This window comes from Mesobacillus sp. S13 (assembly GCF_020422885.1).
GTDB lineage: Bacteria > Bacillota > Bacilli > Bacillales > Cytobacillaceae > Mesobacillus > Mesobacillus selenatarsenatis_A.
This window is the reverse complement of record NZ_CP084622.1, coordinates 2,200,137-2,221,170: the sequence shown is the minus strand read 5'-3', so window position 1 is coordinate 2,221,170 and position 21,034 is coordinate 2,200,137. Positions and strand designations below refer to the sequence as shown.

General features: G+C 34.9%; 13 protein-coding genes. 2 read left to right on the top strand and 11 right to left on the bottom strand.

Annotated features, from left to right (window positions below; genetic code table 11):
* Nucleotides 1-79 precede the first annotated feature (79 nt).
* Complete coding sequence (locus tag LGO15_RS11360) at nt 80-3,157, top strand: UvrD-helicase domain-containing protein (protein ID WP_226087646.1); 3,078 nt, start codon at nt 80-82, stop codon at nt 3,155-3,157.
* Between the two features lie 11 nt (nt 3,158-3,168).
* The gene (locus LGO15_RS11355; protein ID WP_226087645.1) at nt 3,169-5,829 is read left to right on the top strand and encodes a hypothetical protein; all 2,661 of its coding nucleotides are present in this window, start codon (nt 3,169-3,171) and stop codon (nt 5,827-5,829) included.
* Between the two features lie 430 nt (nt 5,830-6,259).
* Here LGO15_RS11355 and LGO15_RS11350 read toward each other — a convergent pair whose 3' ends face one another.
* The 11 genes from LGO15_RS11350 to LGO15_RS11300 all read right to left on the bottom strand — a co-directional run bounded on the left by LGO15_RS11350 (nt 6,260) and on the right by LGO15_RS11300 (nt 20,742).
* Nucleotides 6,260-8,107, bottom strand: a complete 1,848-nt coding sequence (locus LGO15_RS11350) for an AIPR family protein (protein WP_226087644.1) — start codon at nt 8,105-8,107, stop codon at nt 6,260-6,262.
* Nucleotides 8,108-8,125: 18 nt separating this feature from the next.
* Nucleotides 8,126-9,130 (bottom strand): PD-(D/E)XK motif protein, encoded by a 1,005-nt coding sequence (locus tag LGO15_RS11345; RefSeq protein ID WP_226087643.1) that lies wholly within the window; start codon nt 9,128-9,130, stop codon nt 8,126-8,128.
* The gene (locus tag LGO15_RS11340) at nt 9,127-11,820 is read right to left on the bottom strand and encodes a Z1 domain-containing protein (protein ID WP_226087642.1); all 2,694 of its coding nucleotides are present in this window, start codon (nt 11,818-11,820) and stop codon (nt 9,127-9,129) included. The genes LGO15_RS11345 and LGO15_RS11340 overlap by 4 nt, the downstream gene beginning before the upstream one ends.
* A complete protein-coding gene (locus tag LGO15_RS11335) occupies nt 11,813-13,285 on the bottom strand; it encodes an ATP-binding protein (protein ID WP_226087641.1) in 1,473 nt (490 codons plus the stop codon). The genes LGO15_RS11340 and LGO15_RS11335 overlap by 8 nt, the downstream gene beginning before the upstream one ends.
* Nucleotides 13,286-13,394: 109 nt before the next feature.
* The gene (locus tag LGO15_RS11330) at nt 13,395-15,200 is read right to left on the bottom strand and encodes a DNA cytosine methyltransferase (protein WP_226087640.1); all 1,806 of its coding nucleotides are present in this window, start codon (nt 15,198-15,200) and stop codon (nt 13,395-13,397) included.
* 144 nt (nt 15,201-15,344) lie between these two features.
* The gene (locus LGO15_RS11325) at nt 15,345-15,578 is read right to left on the bottom strand and encodes a hypothetical protein (RefSeq protein WP_226087639.1); all 234 of its coding nucleotides are present in this window, start codon (nt 15,576-15,578) and stop codon (nt 15,345-15,347) included.
* Between the two features lie 16 nt (nt 15,579-15,594).
* Nucleotides 15,595-15,903 carry a helix-turn-helix domain-containing protein gene (locus tag LGO15_RS11320; RefSeq protein ID WP_226087638.1) on the bottom strand — a complete coding sequence of 103 codons (309 nt, stop codon included), beginning with the start codon at nt 15,901-15,903 and terminating at the stop codon, nt 15,595-15,597.
* Nucleotides 15,904-16,177: 274 nt separating this feature from the next.
* The gene (locus LGO15_RS11315; RefSeq protein WP_226087637.1) at nt 16,178-17,116 is read right to left on the bottom strand and encodes a DNA/RNA non-specific endonuclease; all 939 of its coding nucleotides are present in this window, start codon (nt 17,114-17,116) and stop codon (nt 16,178-16,180) included.
* A 377-nt stretch (nt 17,117-17,493) separates the two neighbouring features.
* Complete coding sequence (locus tag LGO15_RS11310; protein ID WP_226087636.1) at nt 17,494-18,585, bottom strand: ABC transporter permease; 1,092 nt, start codon at nt 18,583-18,585, stop codon at nt 17,494-17,496.
* A complete protein-coding gene (locus tag LGO15_RS11305; RefSeq protein ID WP_226087635.1) occupies nt 18,582-19,508 on the bottom strand; it encodes an ABC transporter ATP-binding protein in 927 nt (308 codons plus the stop codon). The genes LGO15_RS11310 and LGO15_RS11305 overlap by 4 nt, the downstream gene beginning before the upstream one ends.
* A gap of 367 nt (nt 19,509-19,875) precedes the next feature.
* On the bottom strand, nt 19,876-20,742 hold the full coding sequence (locus LGO15_RS11300; RefSeq protein WP_226087634.1) for a nitroreductase family protein: 867 nt from the start codon (nt 20,740-20,742) through the stop codon (nt 19,876-19,878).
* Between the last annotated feature and the right edge of the window lie 292 nt (nt 20,743-21,034).

The window sequence follows — 21,034 nt, the reverse complement described above, 5'->3', positions numbered from 1 at the left end:
AATTATAGTATTTAGTAGTATGTCTAATTGAGATATAGGTAGGATTTTTGCATTAGATTTTTATTAAGGTGGCATCATAATGTCTTTTAACATTCAAAAAATATTAAAGTATCTTGACTCAGCAAAAAATATTGAACAAATACTTGTTAGTACCTATCGCGAGGTTAAATTCCCTTTCAATAGACCAGGGGTTTACGAGAGAAACTTGGCTCTTTTCAATAAAGAATTATATGATTTGATTAATGACCTAAAACGCTTACCAGAGGTCAAGGAATTTGAAGAAAGTTACTTAAACAAATACTTGACTCGCCCTGCAAATAAAGTAGCCCTTCAATATTATGCGAATAACGCCTATAGAGCATTGGTATCTGAACTGCATTTTTATTTTTCTTTGAAAGAATCCAATTTATTCGATGATGTAAGAATGGATTATACCTATGACTTAGAAGCAAAAACAGATGTATTACTATATAAAAACGGCAAATCTCTCGGTTTACAATTATTTAGTGGGGATGAAAATTACCGATTATCAAAAGAAAAATCGATAAAAAATTTAAAACTAGGCTATAAGTTAATATTATATAATTTACGTGATTTCCCAGAACAGAAAAAGGAAATAACCTGTGATAACGGATCAAAATTAGTTTTATATGGAAAGAAGGATGTCCATTTTCTTTCAGAGTATTTACGTAATTTAGACAGTCATACTCCTGAAGAATTAATGGAAGTTGAATTAACAGATAGGTTTGAAATAGTACCGGACAAAATGAAACAAGTTGGCTACACTTCTTACAGCGGAGAAGTGCAATATTCATATATATATATTGGGGTGCAAACAAATCAAATTGAAGAATACCTTATGGTCCTTCGCAATAATGGTAAAAAAGTGTTCGTTTCGTATCACAAAGCCCAAGGCGATACATTCATCGCGATTGATGGTAATATTTTCACACTAAATGGAAAGCCTTTAAGTAAAATTGAGGGATTTCACTACTTAGAAAGTTATGGTACTTTGCTTAAAAAGTTCAGTTTTCACCAATATAAAATTGAGCATGCCGAGCCTGCAAATAACATTGCAGTAAATGCAGGAGCTGGCAGTGGGAAAACAACTACTCTTGTATCGCGCATTTTGTATTTATTATTCACTAAGCAAATTAATGCCTTACATGAAATCATTATGATTACATTCACAAATGAAGCAGCGAGCAACATGAAAGAAGCCCTAGAAGAAAGGTTAGAAAATCTATACCGTACAACCGGTAATGAAGTTCACTACCAATACCTTCAGCAAGTAAGTCTTATGAAGATAGTGACAATTCCAACGTTCGCAAAAGATATTTTAAGTCAGTTTTCCCACTATATCGGTTTAGCAGCCAATATTCAGATTACTGAGATGACGGTTAAGCGCCGAGAAATTTTGGAGGAATATTTAGACAAATGGCTTGCGAATTATGAAAAAAATCCATTTAACAACCTAGAATATTATAAAATCATTCGCTTTTTAGAAGATGTCTGGGATAAATTTAACCAAAAGGGAATTGTTGAAAAAGAACTTAATGATTATTTAAGACTTAATATGCAAGACGATTTACTTAAGGTTGCAGTAATTAATATTCTTAAAAATGCTGAGAACAGATTTACTTCGATAAAATTTGATGAGGATTTTTTAACAGTTTCTGATTTAACGCGATTTTTAAAGGTTCTAATAGATCAACAAGTTCCATTACATGAACTTAATAAGAGTTATAAATACTTATTAGTGGATGAATTCCAAGATACCGATATCGCCCAAATTCAATTTATCGCAACGATTGCCGCAAAAGCCAAGCTACGTCTAACCGTCGTAGGTGATACTAAACAAAGTGTTTATCGCTTTCGCGGAGCAGACTCAACAGCGTTTAGTGTACTCGATGAATATTTAGAACAGCTTAACTATCACAGGCTGCATATTTATCATTTAATTGAAAACTTTCGTTCTTCACGTTTATTAATTGAAGATGTAGAAAAGATATTTGGAAAATGGCGTATGAAGGAATTACTACCCTCAAGTGAGCTACCGATGTTTTCTCTTCAGGAAAATCATATGGATCAGGATAATATATTCAGGCTTTACAACCAAGAATTCACAATCGAGTATTTGCTCGAAGATTTTGCGCTAATGCCTTCGAAAGATGAAAAGTCAAATGTATTGGCAGTATTAGTCCGAAATAATCATGAAGCAATTTCTATTGGCGAAGAGCTAAAAAAATTGAATAACGGACCTCAATATGAAGTACGTACTGAGGGAACTCTTTATGTTTCAAAAGCAGCACGCGATTTAAGCATCCTTCTACATTCTTGGCTCTATTCGAAAAGTGATGATATCGGCCGAAACCAAGCACTATTCTCCCTTAGTGAAACAGCTTTTTGTATTAAAATTGATCAGGTGCATTTCACACTCAAATCAAGGAATCGAAATAAAAAATTCATTAACGCTGATGACTTTACTTTTAACATACCAGTCTCCTGGTATAATGCCTTAGAATTGATGAAAGCAAAACCAGTACTGTCCATTCTACAGGAGTTTTTAGACCAAAGCGATTATGAATCAAATTTAGCAGACCGTGGTTTTAATAAAATCGAGATTTTGAAATACGAACTTAATCTTGAAAAAATCATTACAGAGATATATGCGAAGTTCAACAACAGTGCGACATTAATTCAAGTGTATGATTGGTTAAAGCTACAAATTTTAACAAACCGTGAAAGTGATGAGGCAGAAATTGAAGAATCCTCATTTGAAGACAATTTTGTACGTGTTATGACGGTACATAAGTCGAAGGGATTACAATTCCACACTGTTCTTATCCCTTACCCTAATAACGCCTTCATACGTAAAGAAGATAATATAAAACAAGATATTATCGTACAAATTGGTGAGAAAGATCAATTAAATCTAGGATGGAAATATAAAGATGATAAGAGTGGATTCGAGGATAAAACAACTAATTATATCAAATTGCGTACTGAAGAGAACGAAGAACAACGACGTGAAGAAGCCCGTATTTTGTACGTAGCTATGACTCGTGCAAAACAATCATTAAAAATTTATGGTTTGAAAAATGTGCATGAGGAAGTGACCCATCCGAATACTTGGGGAGAATTATTGTTTATATAAGGAGAATAATAATGCCTGGCTATAAGAATTTGATTTTTACAAATGCAGAGGAGCTTTTAAATCCCAATAGCGCATTTGCAACCTTTAAAAATGCTATCCATATTACAGCAACCAATTCATTAAAAGCAGGAATGATGAAAAGTAATAGTGGCCTGAATCGCTGGTTTACAGGACCTATAATTTCATTTGCTGAATTAATGAAATACATTGGTGATGGCTGGACAAAAAGCAAGACAAGCCTAAAGCAGTATACATTATTATCCAAAGAACTACGATTGATGAGCGAACAACCCCCCTCTTCAAATCGTGATTTATTTGCAGCTATTGATAAAAATCAAGAGCTTTTATTAAAAACTATTCGATTATTGAGCGAATGTGGTTATACAAGTACTCAAGTGCGAAGTGTGTTAAGTAACTTGACTGAACAGGAAAACATCCTTTTAGATATATGGAAGAAAGTTGAAAACGATGAATCCTATTCAACCATACATGAATGGTTCACACAACTTTCTGCATCACCTAAAAAAGTTTTTCGTAAAACACTAAAAAAATTGTTCATGGATGTCATTGATGACGCTGAAAAGCGCATCAATGCCAATATTCCACATACTGAAACAGCTGATGAAGTAGTGTATAGCCGTATTAAACAAGGAAAAAAAAGTGTACTTGTATTACATGGGTTCTACTTCCTCGTGCCAATCCAGAAGCGCTTATTCGATCTGTTAAGCAAGAAATTTGATATCATTCATGTTGTCAACTATCAACCAAATTATAAACATGGTTTCCAAACGATTGATCAATTCCTGAATATACCGCAACTGGGTTATACACGTGCATTACCGTATACATCTACAGTGAACTACCACGCAAAAGAATTTTTAGATGCAATTAACGGTTCGTTTACAGCTCCTGTAATGGTAAACAATGAACAGGATATTAAAAAAGTGAACTATTTTGAATTTCAAACCCTTCAACAGTTTAAACGTTATAATCATAACAACGATGAGCGGTACGTTTCACCCCGTACAATTGAAGTGCGAGATTATTTAGCGCCTATTGAACAGGCTGAGCATAAAAAACTATCCGATTTTCCTTTGGGTGCATTTCTAATAAATATTCATCGTATTAATAGGCGGAAATTTAACGTAAATACCGCAAAATACGATGATACTGAGAATGTGACGCATACATTGTTACGTGAAATAATAAGTTCTGGATACTTATTGGTGGACGGTATTAACGCTCAGATAACACTCAGATCATTAGACATGATGGAGGAAATTTCGAGGAAATTCAAAACCTTTAGTGAGTGGTCAATATGTCTTGATGAACTTATTTTAATGAAAAAGGAAGCTGAGAGCCAATTTGCACATAGAAACTCATATGATAATGATGAACACCGGATGTATTCATTTTATCATGAAGCAATTGGTTATTTTTACAGTTCAGAGGAAGAGTTACTTTTATTAAAAAACGCTATCCTTAAAATTGAAGAATTATTTAACTCTCTCTTTAAGGGGACAGAAATCAACATTTCTCAATACATGGATATTCTAGAAACACATGTATCACAAAATATCCTACCTTCCTTAACAGAAGAACTTGATAATGAAATCGCTAAAAATATTCTTTCTGTATTGGAAGAACTTAAAGATGATTCATTAGATTATTTAGACCGTAAAGACTTAATGCAAGGCTTGCAATATTTCCTAGGACAGAACACTGATCTAGAAGATGAACATGAAGCTGAATTATACGGTCATGTCGATTATAGCTTAAACGGATCAATTAACTCTTTATTAAACAGTGATGGCCTTCAGTTTGAAGATAACCGTGTTATTCACTTTGGATTAATGGATAATGAAGCATTTCCGACAACGCAACCACTAAACATTTGGCCACTTTCAAGAGAATCTTTTGATTTGCTTTGTAAAGACAATTTGTATTTACGCCAATTACGAATGCGCAAAGAACTGGAAGTCGAAATTGCATGTTACCAGTTTTATCTTATTATGAGTAACGCAGTAAAGTTGAATTTCTCTATTGTTCGACGTCTCAAAGATCGAAAGCACTTAAAGAATAGTTTTTACTTAAACTTTTTAACATTAATAAAAGGCTCTAATAAACAGGTGAATGAGCTAATTACGAAAGAAAAATCAACAACATATGTACAGAAGGATATACAATTTAACGAGCGACAATATGAAATCCTTCCAGGGAAAATATTCAACAGGTGTCCAAAACGTTTTGTATACACGTTATTACTTGATCGCCGTCCAATGTTTTATAGTAATTTTCATGAACCATTTTTATTTCAACAGCTCATTGAGTATGATTACGTTCACGCACAAGAAGTCCTACAGAATAGACTTGCACAGTATCGTGACTGGTTTCCACATTGGTCGGAAACAAAGAAAGATGTATATCAAGCAGCAGCCATTGATTATGCTTCTAAGCATCCTGAAAGAATACCACGAAATTACACAGTAATTAACCATTGGACATACCATCATATACGTTCAGGTTTAAGTCTATTCGGTTCTCGTTCTAAAGGAGAGATAACTGATAGACGCGAAGAGAATGTTAATAATGTACCTTTCACTCGACCTGGAGATAATTGCAAGTACTGTCCTTTCCAACTTGTCTGTGAAGAGTCACAACTGTATAAATAATAATGAAAACCACCCGGGACGGGTGGTTTTTCTACGGTCGAATGCATTCCAATGAATCAGCTCTATATAGGCATGACGAGAAATACTATAATCGCCACCTTATATAGAGAGAACAAATGGAACCTCTTACGAATATGGGAGCATGACTTAAAAACAGATTTTAATGAGACCATTAATTTTATAGCTAATTTTATTGATGATGGTAAATCTAACAACTAGTTATCTGGATACAAGGACAAAGTTATTCCAGCCGGTTTTTTAAAACACCTGCTATAAACTTTTAGTAATTGGTAGTTTAAACTACTATAAGTTAAAAGAATGAAACATTTGAACCTAGTATTGTTTTAATAATTTTTCCTATAAAATAGAAAAACGACTACTTTCTAAACGTTAGTCAGTAGTCGTTTAATTAAAATTATTTGAACTAATTCTATACCATACTACTTAATACCTTAGAGGATTCTTTAACAAATCCTTTCCAGCAGTCCTCTTTTTTTGCCCACTGAGTAACGTTTTGCTCTCCCGCAGATTCTCTTAAATAATTTAGAGCATTAATAGCAATTACTTTAACTTTATCCTCCCACTTATCAGGTAAAGTTTGTCTTTGCCATACCTCTAATAAATCTATTTCTTTTCTGTATAGGTGATTTAGCATCGAAACCGTATAGTAAATAACATTTGCTCTATACCCTTTTAAATTCATAGATTCAACAATACTTGTGACAAACGCATTAATAATTCTTCTAGCTATCAGCTGCTTATAATATTCGCTATCAATCGTTAGTATATTTTGTGATAACTGCCCATTTTCATTTGATCCAATACTTTGTTTCCAAAATTGGCTATTTAAATCCATAAACCGCTTAAAAGCCTCTTCTCCACCCTTACTTGATATATGTGGATAGCCTTCCCACGACATAAAATACTTTGCAAGTTCTACCTTTGTAATGACTTTTTCTTTTGGATACGTTTTTTTAAATGCGTTTTGTTCTTTTCCCTTTGAACGTCTGCTAATATCAACCATATATTGCCCTCGGGCACGTTCAAAGTACCATTTTACTTCCTCTTTCCTGTTATCTTGTGCTGGTACCCATATTGTACGAGAAAGTTTTTCTATATCTGACATGAAGCGTGTATTTGCCAATAAATCTGATTTATTAATTTTATTTTGAGTATTTGCATACTCAGAAATCTTAGATATCATTTCATCTTCAAATGCATGTCGATCCAACGAAGTTTCATTGTTTGATAAGTCTACTGGTGTATTAATTATAGTCAGTTTAGTCTGGACATATACTCCATCTAAATTAATATCATTCTTATATGCTTGATGTATAGACGCTGTAGTTTGGCCTCCGTTAACAATTTGCCAACTTGTTAATGACCTTATCTCATATAAATTAGAGTCCCCAATCCGACTTATATCTCCAGCTTTAGCAACACTTGATATCCCATTGTTATAGGCAACAAATAATTCCCGTTGTCTCTCATCTTTTAGAGTATCCCTAATCCCTTTGTTGGTACCACCTCGCGCTTGTAAAAAGGAACGCACATTCCTTTCAACCAACTTTGGACCATAATCATCATATAATTTTGCTAATAATTTTGCTGGGATAACACCTATATAACAATCTATCAGCCCATATTCACTTTCATTAGGAATATGCATCATGTTAATAGATTGATTATATTCTGAGTCAAAAAGTATATCAAATTCCCTTATACCTTGTTCTGCTTCCGATAACTTGTACACTCGATCCATATCCCATACATGTACATTAACTGTTTCTATACCAGGAATAGTTAAGTCAATTGGTTTATTTGAGATATAAAATTTACTAGTTATAACATAAATATTTACTTCCTCAATCTCGTTTTTATTATTAACTATCATTTTTGTTACATCAAAATATTCCATAGATCGGTCAGCAAACTGAAGGATTGTTTCAGCATTCGTAAAAAAACGTTTTGCTTTGCTTGCAAATTCTTTTACGGTTGTCATATTTACAGTTGGTAATTCATTTACATCAAAGTATGGTTCATAATCTACAACGTACAAGTTTAAAGTACTTGCTTCTTCATGATATAAATAACCGTTAAGTTGAATCTTAGATTCTTTTTTTCCAAAATATATAACAGAGGGTTCATCCTCAGTATTAATATAAGGTAGGACTTCTAGCAAAAAAGGAGTCTGCCTACTCCCTGCTGCTCTTCCCTTTTGTTCTACAGTATCCATAAATTCATAATAAAAATCTAACTTTTTCTTAGTTTCGTTCACCTAGAATCATCCTTATTTTTAGCTAAATAGGTCATCAATTGATACTTTAAAATTTTTACAATGAGACAAATCAATAGAATATGTCACATTCGTAATACCTGTCGGTAGGTTTTTTGAAGTAAGTTTTGGAAAACCCTCAACAGCATTGTACCCTAATTCGTCATGTACAAAGATAAAATTTTCATCATAATCTTGAGCAATAACACCCGCATCTATTAGTAAATCTTTGAATTGTACTGCTAAAGAAGGTGCACGGGTTACTAGCCGTTCCTCAATTAGTTCAATCATATTACGAAGTGTTTTTCCCGTTGTTTTATTTACTTCAACCTTTAATACATATAAAAACAATTTATTAATGACAGGGTTTACTTCTAATTGCTTTTCACTGGATATCTTAATCTCATCTCTGATTTTCGGGGTGATTGTCTTGATTTCTATTCCATAAAACCTGCTTACAAAGTCTATGCGGAATTTTAAAGGGCCCTTCCAATCTTTAATTATTAAAGGTGGTTCTTGGGGATGGTAATCAAGCCACTTATTTATATAGTAAAGCTCACCAAATAGCCCAATCTCTTCTTCAATTGTTAACTTAGCATCAAATTTTCTTTTAAAAAAATTATGCCAGCGATCTAATGTTTCATATACTTTTGAATAAAGGGGCAAATCGTCATTAATTAAAATGTGATCAACTAAATTCTGAAGTACCCTTTCAAAAATTTCTTCACTCCCCTCTACTACTTGAGAAATTACTAGGAATTTTTTATCTTTTAGTGGCCCTACTTGATTAAAATATTCTTGGCCAATTTCAATACCTCTCCATTTAGGAAAAGTCTTCAATTGTTCATCTTCCCATCCTTCCTTGGATATATCTATATAAATTCTGCGTTGCAAGTTAAGTAAATCAATCCCTATCAGTATATATGGCTTGTGAAAATAAATTGGCTCCAACCTGTAAATGTCATCAGTTTTCTCATCGCTAGCATCTTCAATGAGATTTTTAAAACTCTCTGAGATATTAATCATTTATTTTCCTTCCCTACAGTATTGTTGTAAATATAATTACCTTGTTGTATTACTCTATTATTTGAATCATTATCTAAATCGGGTACTTCTGTAATCTCTGGGAACGAGAATGCCAATCCAATAGGAACAAGATTTTGGTTAAAATTAATATTCAGCTTTTTAAAGGCGCTTACTCCCGGATGCAATGGATAGATAAGTAATAGAGGATTTTGATTAGCTCTCAATGCTAAATTTGTAATTTTATCTTTAGTACGATTCTCTATATCAATAAATTCTTGATTCGCGGCAACTATTGCACCTATATCTATAACCCCTGTTCCCTTACTTTTATTCTGATCGATACTACGTATAACTGCACTTTCAATGTGTAATTTCCCTAGATTTACATTCCACTTATTAATTCCGTTATTTATCGCTTTCTGGCTTTTTAAAGTAGCTTCCGTTATATCTACAATAGCGATATTAAATTTTTCTAAGAATTGCTTGTTATTCATTTGAATAATATAATCTGCTATCTTTTTGCTATTAACAATTCTAGCTGAGGAGATAGTCTTATACTTTTTTAGAAAATCAACTACAATATGACTGGGAACGTCTCTAGAAATATGATACTTTGTTCTATAATTTTCCACTGCAAAATCTTCTATACTGTTAACTAATTCAACCGTAGCATCCATATTGTTAACATAAAATTCTTGGTTTTTTTCGAAACTACGAGTTTGTTGCATCGTGCCTGAATAAATGATAGGTGACTCTGCTGTTCCCATTTTAGCTGGACTAGTTACAGTCATTGATTTATGCTTTAACATCTTTATAGCATAGTCTTCTGGTGTCATATCTTCATTTTGGGCAAATATCTCAAACTCTTTTCTTAACTCACTCATAACCCCAGCAAGGTACTCGAAATTTTCAGCAATTTCTTCACTAGTAAAGATTCGACAAAGATCCATATAACCATTACGGAAACCAAACCAGCGTCCCATTTGCATTAGTGTATCGTACATAGAACTAGAACGATAATAGTACGAAATTGTTAGACCTTCTAATGTTAACCCTCTTGATAACTTATTCCCGCCAATCGCAATCACATAGAGTCCATTTTCTTTATATTTGTCGTATTCGAGGACATCTTCACTCTCGCCGTTAATTTCCATCACTTCAATTTTTCCTGCAACAACTTTAATTTGTTTGTATACTTCTTCCCATGAAAACTCCGTGAATTGTTGGGAAGATTTAGTGTTCCTTTGCACTTGTAAAAAGTCTTCTTCATACAATTCTTTAAGAATATCTAAGTATTCACTTTTATAATTATAAATTAGGTCGTTCGATAATCTTTTATAGAATTCTTTAATAACACCATACATTGAGTTTTGAATATCAGTTAACCTTGAAGTATGGATTAACATTGAATTATGTTCTCCAATTTGTTCTCTCAAATTTCTGATTGCAACAGAGATCAAAAAAGAATATATTGCCTCTTTCATAGAATCTGGTACTTCGATAAATAAATCAGCGTCATCCTTTGTTCTTATTTTATCTAAAACCTCAATATCTTTAGGTTTTAAATACCTAATATACATTGGCTTGTTGTCTTCTAAATAGCCAGTCGTATTAAAATATTCATCTGGACCGCAATATCCCCTTGGTTTTGGCAATGCAATTACAAAGTCTTTTGGATATAAATCCTTTCCTATCTCTGAATGGTTGGCATTTGCCTTTATCAAAAGGTTAGCGAAGGGAGTAGCGGTATATCCCACATATGATTTCTGTTCAAATAAACTTAATAACTCTCTTATTAAATGGTTAATTCGGCTTGGATCGTCCGCAGGTTTGCCAGAAGCATCAACACTGGCTTGATCTGCTTCATCATCAATAATTAACACTGGGGGACTCATCTCGGAAAGCCTTATACTATTTCTTAATATATCAATTAATTTCGGCAAAACATCTTTTTGTTTTTTCACTACAAGCAATATCGGCTTATCAAGGTTCTTAATACCTATTGTATTGTTGGTTGATATATCATCCTGCACTGTAGTCCATGTTTCAATTTGTGTTCCCCCCGTTCTAACTTGGGCCACACCATGTTTCTCACCCGTAATAGTATTGACTGTTCCTACAACCTCACGTTCTAATCTCAATTGAGTTTGGGAACGCAGATCATTATGCATTCCTGCTAGGACAATCACTAATTTATAGCCAACGTCAAAAGCTTTATTTATTAAACCAGTAAAGTTAGCTGTTTTCCCCGATTGAACATATCCTAAAACCAGTCCTCTTTTATCAAATGACTGGTCACTCTTTGGATTACCAATACTTTTTAAAATTTCGTTTGTTGTATCATTAATTGATTCCACAGTTTCAACTGGCCATTTTTTTATTTGCTTTAGGTATTTTTCATAACGCGGCCAAAAGTAAGAATAAGTAGGATGAGTACCCTTAAACCATGGAACATTAACTTTACTTCTAATTGTAGTCGCTTTCCTAACATTTATCTCTCCGTAAATTGAAAAAGCTTCCAGAGCCAAACTTTCCAAATCATCAGATGTAATTTCTCCATACCTTTTTTCTATCTTTTCTTGGGCCTTTTCTAATGCGATATCTAATGGATTTTCAAAACCGGTATTCTTAAAGGCTGTATAAAGATTTTCAAAAGTTACTAAATAGTCCTCACGAATCTCTTTATTCATTTGTTAACACGTCTCTTTCAATGATTTTTTTTATAGTAAATATCTCTACACCTTCAAACCCTGACATCATAGAGATTGTTTCTGCTACCTTTTCTATATCTAAATCTATCCCTGTACTAAATAATATTTCTGCATAATCAAGGATAAGCTTTTTTGTTTTCTCTTCTAGCTCCTGTTCTGCTTTTTTTACCATACTAACAGGTTGTAAGAGATTATTGGGCGAACCTAACTCCACTAATTTGAGATATACATTTATTGTTTTACCGATATTATTATCAACATTTTTAAGAATTTCAGTTAATATAGGATGATTCCTATTCAATGTATAGGAACTATTAATATCGTCTGTTGCAAGTTCCCAAGTATTTAATGAACCTTTGATTTTTTCGCCAGATCTACCAGCTTTTGTTCTGTATAGCATTATTTCTTTTGATATATGCCTGTTGTGCTTCCCAATTGCATAGAGATCTTCCTTTGCCTCATCTGGAACTGAAATTGAGGATTTTTTCACATCTATTTTCCAGTCGTCGTCTGCTGCATTAGTAAATTCAACTTTAATTCTAACTAATTCTGAAGGAATATCCTTGGAGAACATTCCAAACCAATCTCCATAACTAACCATTCGGTTCTCTCTATAAATATAAAATCCTTGTTGATCTCGCCACCCCTTAATTCCACCAGCATTTTTATAATCCAACATATTAAAAGTACTTGGGTGTGGTAAGACATATGGAGTAATTTTCATTATGTTCTTATTAACTCTTATAAGTTGTTCTTCCCCTTCAATTCGTCTCGGATTCCCCTCCAAAAAAGGGTTCCATGGGTCCAACTTATTGTCATTTATAGTAATGGTTAAACCACTCTCTATCATCACATGAAATACCATTTCTAAATATTTCTGTATTCGCTTTACTTTAGAATTATAACTATCATGCTTGAGGATTTTGTTGGTACCGAATCCACTGAAACGATCCAGTCTGTCTATAAAGACTATTGTTCCGTTATCTCCATTAATTTGGCCAACTTTACTTTTTATTTCATATGGAACTGTTTTGAACATTAGCCACTGATTTTTTTCACTGACATAATCCAAATCCCAACACCGTTCAGACACTATGCCATTACTTTTAGAAATTACACATAGTCTTTTTCCTAATGAAAATGAAGCAGTTTTCAATCCCATTCCAAATCGCCCAAGTTCATCCTTGGCTCTTTTATTTCGAGGGTCTTTGGAACCTATGGTCATTGCTTGTTGGAGTGTTATATCGGACATACCAATTCCATTGTCTTCAATCCTAATAAAACCATCACCCATGTCATATACAAAGTTAATGCGGACATGATCTGCATGTGCATCCACACTGTTATCAATAATATCTGCCACTGCTGTTTGAGAATTATATCCAATACTCCTTAATGCTTGTATTACAGGAGTAGCAGACGGCTGAGTATTTATAGTTTCCATAAATATTCTCCCATTTTGTTTACTCTGCTTACTATTTTTACCTTTATATTATTCTAACAAATTATTAATAAATAAGACAGCAACCCTCGAATGGATTGCTGCCTTTTAATTACTTTAATTCATCTTTAATATATTGGATAGGCTTATCTCCTAAGTAATGCAATATTTGTTCTGCCATAGCCCTAGCCATAAGCGGAGGTACTGCATTTCCTATTTGCTGATACTGCTTATCTTTAGACCCTTTAAAAATATAATTGTCTTTAAATGATTGTAACCTAGCTGCTTCTCTTATACTTAAAGCAACTGCGTTCTTAGGATGTTGCCACATCGACTTTCGAACATTTATAACAGTAGGGGATGGGCTGTCGTAATTTAACCTTAAATATACTGTATTTTGTGTACGAGAAGCATCAGTATAAGAGATCTCTTTCAGCTCTTTTGATAAGCTATGAAAGTTCTTTCCTTCACTCTTTTTTATTTCTTCAAACCTCTGTTTGCTTAAAGGCTCACTATTGGTATTAACATGATTATAAATCACTTTCTCGTCCATACCAGAACGAAAATAGTTTTGCATCACAGTTTGAATAGAACTCACATTATAGTCAAGTTTGTTATGATCTACATGTACTGATGGAGTGATATTTTCCAAATCGCCAATTGCATCTTTAACTGTAAATTCTTCTTTTAAGTGCTCAACTGGAGGAGGAAACTCGATTTTTGTATCTGGTTTCATATCATTTGACTTAACACCTAATATCATAAACCTTTGACGCTTTTGAGGGACACAATAGTGATTTGAATGCACAATTCCTGATTCTATCTTATACCCTAAATAACTAAAGAATTTCTCCAAATAAACTACAATATTATATGACTTTACACCTACTACTATCTTTAGTTTATTACCCTCTAAAACTTTGGGTTCTCCTATGGTAACAATTTTTTCTTTCGCAAGCTCACTTAGATATCTAAGGACCTGATTTACTTCTAAAAACCCCTGAAGGTTAGTAAGCGCGATATTATTATTTGTATTTTTTCCGGTAGTTATTATTCTTAAAGTATCAATAGCAGAACTTATAATTTCTTTTATTTCTTGTTCTATTTGTTTATTTTCACATTTATATTCTAAGAGCGCTTCAATAATTTTGTGGATTTCTAAAAGCTCTTTTTTCTCTTTATTTGTTATCGGATTGTATAGATTGGATTTATTTAAATTACGAACAACACTTCTCAACCTGGAAAGCTGAGTTTCTTCCGTTATAATAGGGGAAAAATCTGTCATCCTGACAATTTCATTAAATAAATTCTTATTTGTTGTTCTTTCTGTTTCCAGTAATATAAGTTCATCATCTCTCCAAAATGGCGTTTGATCTCCATTAATTTTTCTTAAGTGTTCTTCTGAACTATAAGCGAAAATACCACTATCGCTATGCTCAGTTACAAAGAATTTATGAGTCAAGGAATTCATTGTTTTAACGTTTTCCATTAAAAAAGCAATTGGTCTAATTTCATCAATTGCTCTTGCGAATTCTTTAACAAGTTGATTATTTCCCGATATTAAATAATTCTTTTGTCTATTTGCATTTGAAAATCCCTGACATGGTGGCCCGCCAATTACCACTGCTTCTAATGGGTTAATATGTCTATTTTGCATAAAATCCTTGAAATTTATTTTTGTGATATCACTTTTACCTTCTGGTGAATTGATAATAATGTTATTATTTTTCTCATGATTTTCTATATAAGTCTGGACTGCCTCAGCATTTATTTCGACAGCCCCTGCCACTTCAAATTTGCCCGTTTGTACAAAACCGTTACTTAAACCACCAGCACCAGCGAATAAATCAATTAACTGGTATTTGTCCTTTATATTTCTCAATTTCATCGCCCCATTAAATACCTTTAACAGCAGCATATTATATTAACCTTAAAATGACAAATAATATGCATACTAATTCCATGCTATATATATTACCATAATAAATCCGAAAGAAAGTCGATTAAATTAATATAAACGATAAATAAAAAAGAAATGAGGAGTAATCGTTTGATTACTCCCCTACTTTTGATATGCAATGGAATACAACTCCCTCAATGCCTTCCTTGCAGCCCCTCTCGCACTCATTTTATCAGTCCCAATCCCAATAAAATCCTTATAAGGCGGATCTTCCTGGCATATAGTCACGACTACTTTATAATGATCCTGATATTTAATGATTTCCATCTCAATCTCATCATTATACTCATTAATGAGCAGGGATACGCTGCGGTCTATATACTCTAATGAATTCATATAGGAATTCTCCATTCTATTGGGACCTTTTGTTTTTTTTATTAATGATCTTTATCTCTTCTATTTCCCTAAGCAAGACATTAATGTATTCCGCGTTTTCTTCTACTTCTTCTATTTTATTTACTAATTGTGATGGCTTCATTTCTAGTACAGCGGCTAATCTAAAGATGGTATCAAGCGAGGGATTGTACTGATCTCTTTCAAGGTCACTGATTGTATTCCGGTCTTTGTGGCTAAAGTCTGCTAAATCTTCTTGACTAAGCAGTAGATTTTTTCGTAGCGCTTTTAGGATTTTGCCAACAATAATGGTCTGTTCTTTTTTCAAGGAAATGACTCCTTTTTAAGACCATTAGAAACTTTTTTCACAAGATGAAACACGTAGTTAACTATGCGTTTGTTTCCTTAATGCAACATTTTTGATACTCATATAAAAAAGCGGCAATTTGTAAACTGCCGCGAATGTAAATCACCATACAAATTTAGTTGCTATGACTATGACCTTCAGTTGTTATTGCACAGACACTCATTCTCAAATTGTTTTGAACCAACGAGGTAATGTTCTTCGTTCATTTATTCTGCCTTTATGTTGTTATAGGGACTTACTCACCAACCATACCGTCGTTATCACGATCGTCCATATATTGGTATAACCAATGATCACTCGTGATTGGCATGCTGAAACCTGCGGCTTTTGCTTCTTTAATCGTCACCTGTCCATTTCCGTTTGTATCAACGCTTGAGATATCACTGTTTGTGTTTGAACTAGTTGAATCGGAAGGCTCACTTACTGTTGAACCGGTTGATTCATTTACTACCTCAGGATTCGCATTGTCAAATTCATCAACGATTTTGTTACCCATTATTGTATAAGTATACTTATAGCTTGAAGGAATCTGCGTTTGATTGTTCGGATATGTGATGATTGCTTCAAAATGAGTGGCTCCGCCTGCTTTACGGATCACATCTTCCATATAAGCTTGATCACCATGTCGGTTGAGTGCACTATCTTGAGGGGTAATATTATAAGCATTCGATACCCCTCCAAGAGAATCAGCAATCACATGTCCTTCATCTAAAACGTCACTTACGACACCGGGAACCTTTGCTTCATCAGAGTAGTATCTGCCAGAAGATAATACAGGTTCGTTACGGTCATCTTGGAGAATGATTTCGTCAGCTATGACACGTACTAGTTGCCCGTATTCATTGGTAAATGCCCAATATTCCCTGTCTCCAAAACCAATGTCAACGACGACATTTGGTTCACGATATCCAGACAAATCACCGCCATCCACTTCAATAAGTTTGTATCCTTGAAACAATTCATTATTGGGTTGGGTTGGTGTTTCCTCTTCTGCTGGTTCATCATCCACACTATTGGTCGGTTCTTCTTTTTCAGTATCTTCATTTGTGTTAACTGTAGTCACTTCTTGTGACTCTTTTTTTCCATCTGTTACGGATGGATCATCTACGCTGGTACAACCAACAATAAGAATGGTTGTTAAAAGTAACATTAAATAATTTATTTTCTTTTTCATTCAAGATTCTCCTATATATTGTTCATATCTCAAAATGGTACCATAAATTAACGTTATTAACCTATTGAAAATAGTAAATTCTATTTTAATTTATTTCAGTTGATCCTTTGTTAGAAGTGTACAATCTTAAATTTCAACTAAAGTCTTCATGTGAAATTTTTGTATCGATCCCTTAAAGTTTATGAACTCAAGCAACAAAAAAGCCTTATCCCCCAAGAGATAAGGCTGTACTATTTATGCTAGTGTTATCGTCGCAATGGCTGTCGAGTGTTTAGTTTTCGTTAAATCGAAAAGATACCTATATTTTTCAAAAAATAATCTTTTGACACTTTCCTGGATGCCTTCCCTGGTCAAACTGCATTCACCAGCTCACTGGCCTACTCCCATTTAAACACATAACTTGCGACAATAAAGCCGCCAATTAACCAACCACCAAGGATCAGTGTTTCTGTCCCTAATTGAAGGAATGGTGTACCAAGATTCATCGTCTCTCTCAAGGCGGAACTCAAATGGGCGATTGGCAGGATTTTCACGATTGGCTGGATGATGTCGGGCATATTATTAATCGGGAAGAACACTCCTCCAAGAAACAGCATCGGGAAGGTAATGAATCCTGCAATCGGGCCGGCGCTTTCTGGATTTTTCGCGATTCCGGCGATAATGAATCCGAGTGCCATGAAAGCTAGTGTGCCAAGGATGATGAAGAAAATCAAGGCAAGCCAGGATCCAGCGACATGAATACTAAAGACAAAATGGGCGATCAGAACGACGAGCAGCGCCTGGGTTCCGTTGAGCAGCAGGCGGGCGGTGATTTGTGCGGCGATGAAGGTGCTGGCTTTCAGTCTCGTTCCTTGCATTCTTCGCAAAATTCCTCTTTCACGCCAGGCGGAGATTTGGCCGGCGACTCCGTTCATGTTGTTGCTCATAATCATCATGGCGACGATTCCTGGAACAAGGAAGTCAACATAACGGATGGTCAGTGCTTTGATTCCCACTTTTTCAATCGTTACGACAGGCTTGTAGTCGGTAAGGTCCTTGCTGTATTGATCAATGATTCCATTCACAACAGTTAGGCCGAGCTCTGAGGTTGTGAGGTTTTTTTCATTATAATAGACAGGAAGTGTTGAAGACTCTTTCTGGTCCTCCAGTTTCACTTCGTATCCTTTTGGAATTTCCATGAACAGCTGGATGTCTCCATTTTTCAAAGCTTCTTTCCCACTTTTATCATCTTTGAACTTTTTCACCACAAGCCCCTCGTTTATGTAAAAACGATCGGTTAATTCCTTTGAAGCAACTGTTTGATCCTCGTCGATCAGTCCTACTGTTAGAGATAGATTGCTGTCATTTCCGGCAAAAGTTCCAAGGGCCAGCATCAGGATGATCGGAAAAAGCAAAGTGAAGAACAAAACCTGTTTGTTTCGTGCAAAAATCCGTAATTGTGCGAGCGTTAATTGCCAATAAGCCCTCATGATTCTCTGATGCTCCTTCCGGTCATGTGGATGAATACATCCTCTAATGTCGCCGATCGTGTCTGTAAGTCTTCAATTTTGAATGGATGTTCAGCAGAGGCATGTATCAAAGCGGTCAAGGTGACTTGAACATCATCCGTATACAACTGGACAAAGTTGTCTTTGATCGACACTTCCTCTACTCCATCCATCTTCATGAACCAGTCTTGCTCTGGAGGATTGCTCAAATGGAATTCCACAGAACTCGTGGACTGAAGCTTTTTAACTAGATTCTGTGGTGTATCAAGAGCAATCAATTCTCCCTGGTCCATGATACCAATGCGGTCACAGAGCACATGGGCTTCATCCATGTAATGCGTCGAGAGGATGATGGTTTTTCCTCGCTCTTTTAAACGGAGGACGATATCCCATAGAGTCCTTCTTGCCTGGGGATCAAGTCCTGTTGTTGGCTCATCAAGGAATATAACGTCCGGATCGTGGATTAACGCAAGTGCGATGGCAAGACGCTGCTTTTGTCCGCCCGATAGCCCTTTGATTCGATCCTTCCTCTTCTCTGTCAACAGCATATCGCCTATTAGTTCATTGATATCAACATGAGTCGGATAAAAGCTTCCATACAAATGCAGGATTTCTTCTACTTTTAACAATTCAAACAAGGAGGTCGACTGAAGCTGTACACCGATTACCTCTTTGACTTTGTTCACTTCTTTGATCACATCGTAGCCTGAAAGTAAGGCAGTTCCTTCGTCTGGCTTTCTAAGGCCGACCAACATTTCAATCGTGGTCGTTTTGCCAGCTCCATTCGGACCAAGCAGGCCGAAAATTTCTCCTTTTTCCACCTGGAAAGAAACGCCTTTAACAGCAGTAAAGCTGCCATACTGTTTTTTCAACCCTTTTACATCGACTATACTCTCGTAATTCATGATAAGCCTCCATTGAATGGCAATTCTGATCAATTTCATTTCATTTTTCGCGTCATTCCGCAATTTCTTTGCCATGATGATTTATATTCCATAAAAAGATCTGTAATCCTTCAAAAACTCGTCTCAACAGCAATGAATAGATTTTTTCATACAAAAAGACGGCAGTGATAAAATTGCCGTCTCTTCATTTTCGAATCCGTAAATTAATGAAAAAGTTCCTTGCCGAGAAAACGTGCCTGCGTTTCGAGGGAACTTTATGAGTATCCCTCGAACTATGTTTTATTATTGATCTTTATTATTAATAAAGAAGTGCTTTCTCAGTGATTTCTTCCGCTCATTTTTTACTGATAGGAGGTATTTCTACTTTTTAATCCTGTGTCCAGCTAACCATATACTCTGTCAGACTGTTCGGTAATTCTAGTCCAGGGTCTGCAATTTTCCAGTGACCCTTGATTCCCAGTTCATCGCATGCCAGCTCAAACTGAGCCATCGCAATGCCAATATCGAGTATTTGCATATCATATCCCAGCCTTGTGCTGTAATTTGGGGTATGTTCAATATAAAAATGGCAGTTTTGCCGATCTTCCGACAATAGAATTCTCCATGGCTGTTTGTTTGATGCTGAAGGCCCCAGCCTCACCATCTCGATGGGGATTTCAAATTGTTCGGCATTTGTTTTATCAAGCGGATTTGCAAATTTCCCGTCAAAAAACAACTGATCCCACGGTTTTTTATTATCGGCTTTCACTACATAACGCAGTGCTTTATCGAAAACTCTTTGCTTTTGTTGAGGATAGCCCGATGGCGTGATACATGGAATGAACTCTCCTTCTGAAAGCTGAATTTCTCTTTCAAAGGAATTCCTGCTGAAGGTGCCTCCCATCCAGCATGTTCCCAGTCCAAGCTCTGTCAAATAAATCACCATTTTATGAAATGTAAAAGCGAATTCCAGCAAGGAGTAGGTCTTATTTTCACAAAGACCGACCAGATAGACCTGCGGATTTTTAATAAATCCATAGGTGCCAAGCTTGATCCCTTTTTCTGAGACATTGTTGGTAATCTGAATAAGCTCAATTCGGCCTTTATTGCCAAAAGGTCCTATTAAATTGTTTTCAGATGCTATGTATTCTTTGATCCTTTCGTAATCAGTTTCCGAAAGCTTTTTTGTATCATATGTTCTAATCGATTGCCGATATTTCATTGTTTCAATAACCGGTTTACTATTACTCATCATACACCTCTTTCATTGGGAGCAAAGGGACGTACTCAATGCTTCCATCAGAATAATCCCAGTACTACCTTACCATGTTCCAATCTTGGAAATCATCTTCTTTTTACATAACTATATAGAGTAAAAGGATTCGCCCACTTGCTTCTCCCCATAACGACCAACTCCATCTCATCATTTTATTCATTAATGAATGGGATTACGATTCGTTGCATTACATCTACTGTCTGTCTATTTACCATAGGAATCTACTCCTTCTTATTTTTTGGCATTCTTCTTCTATTGTTGAGCTAATAAG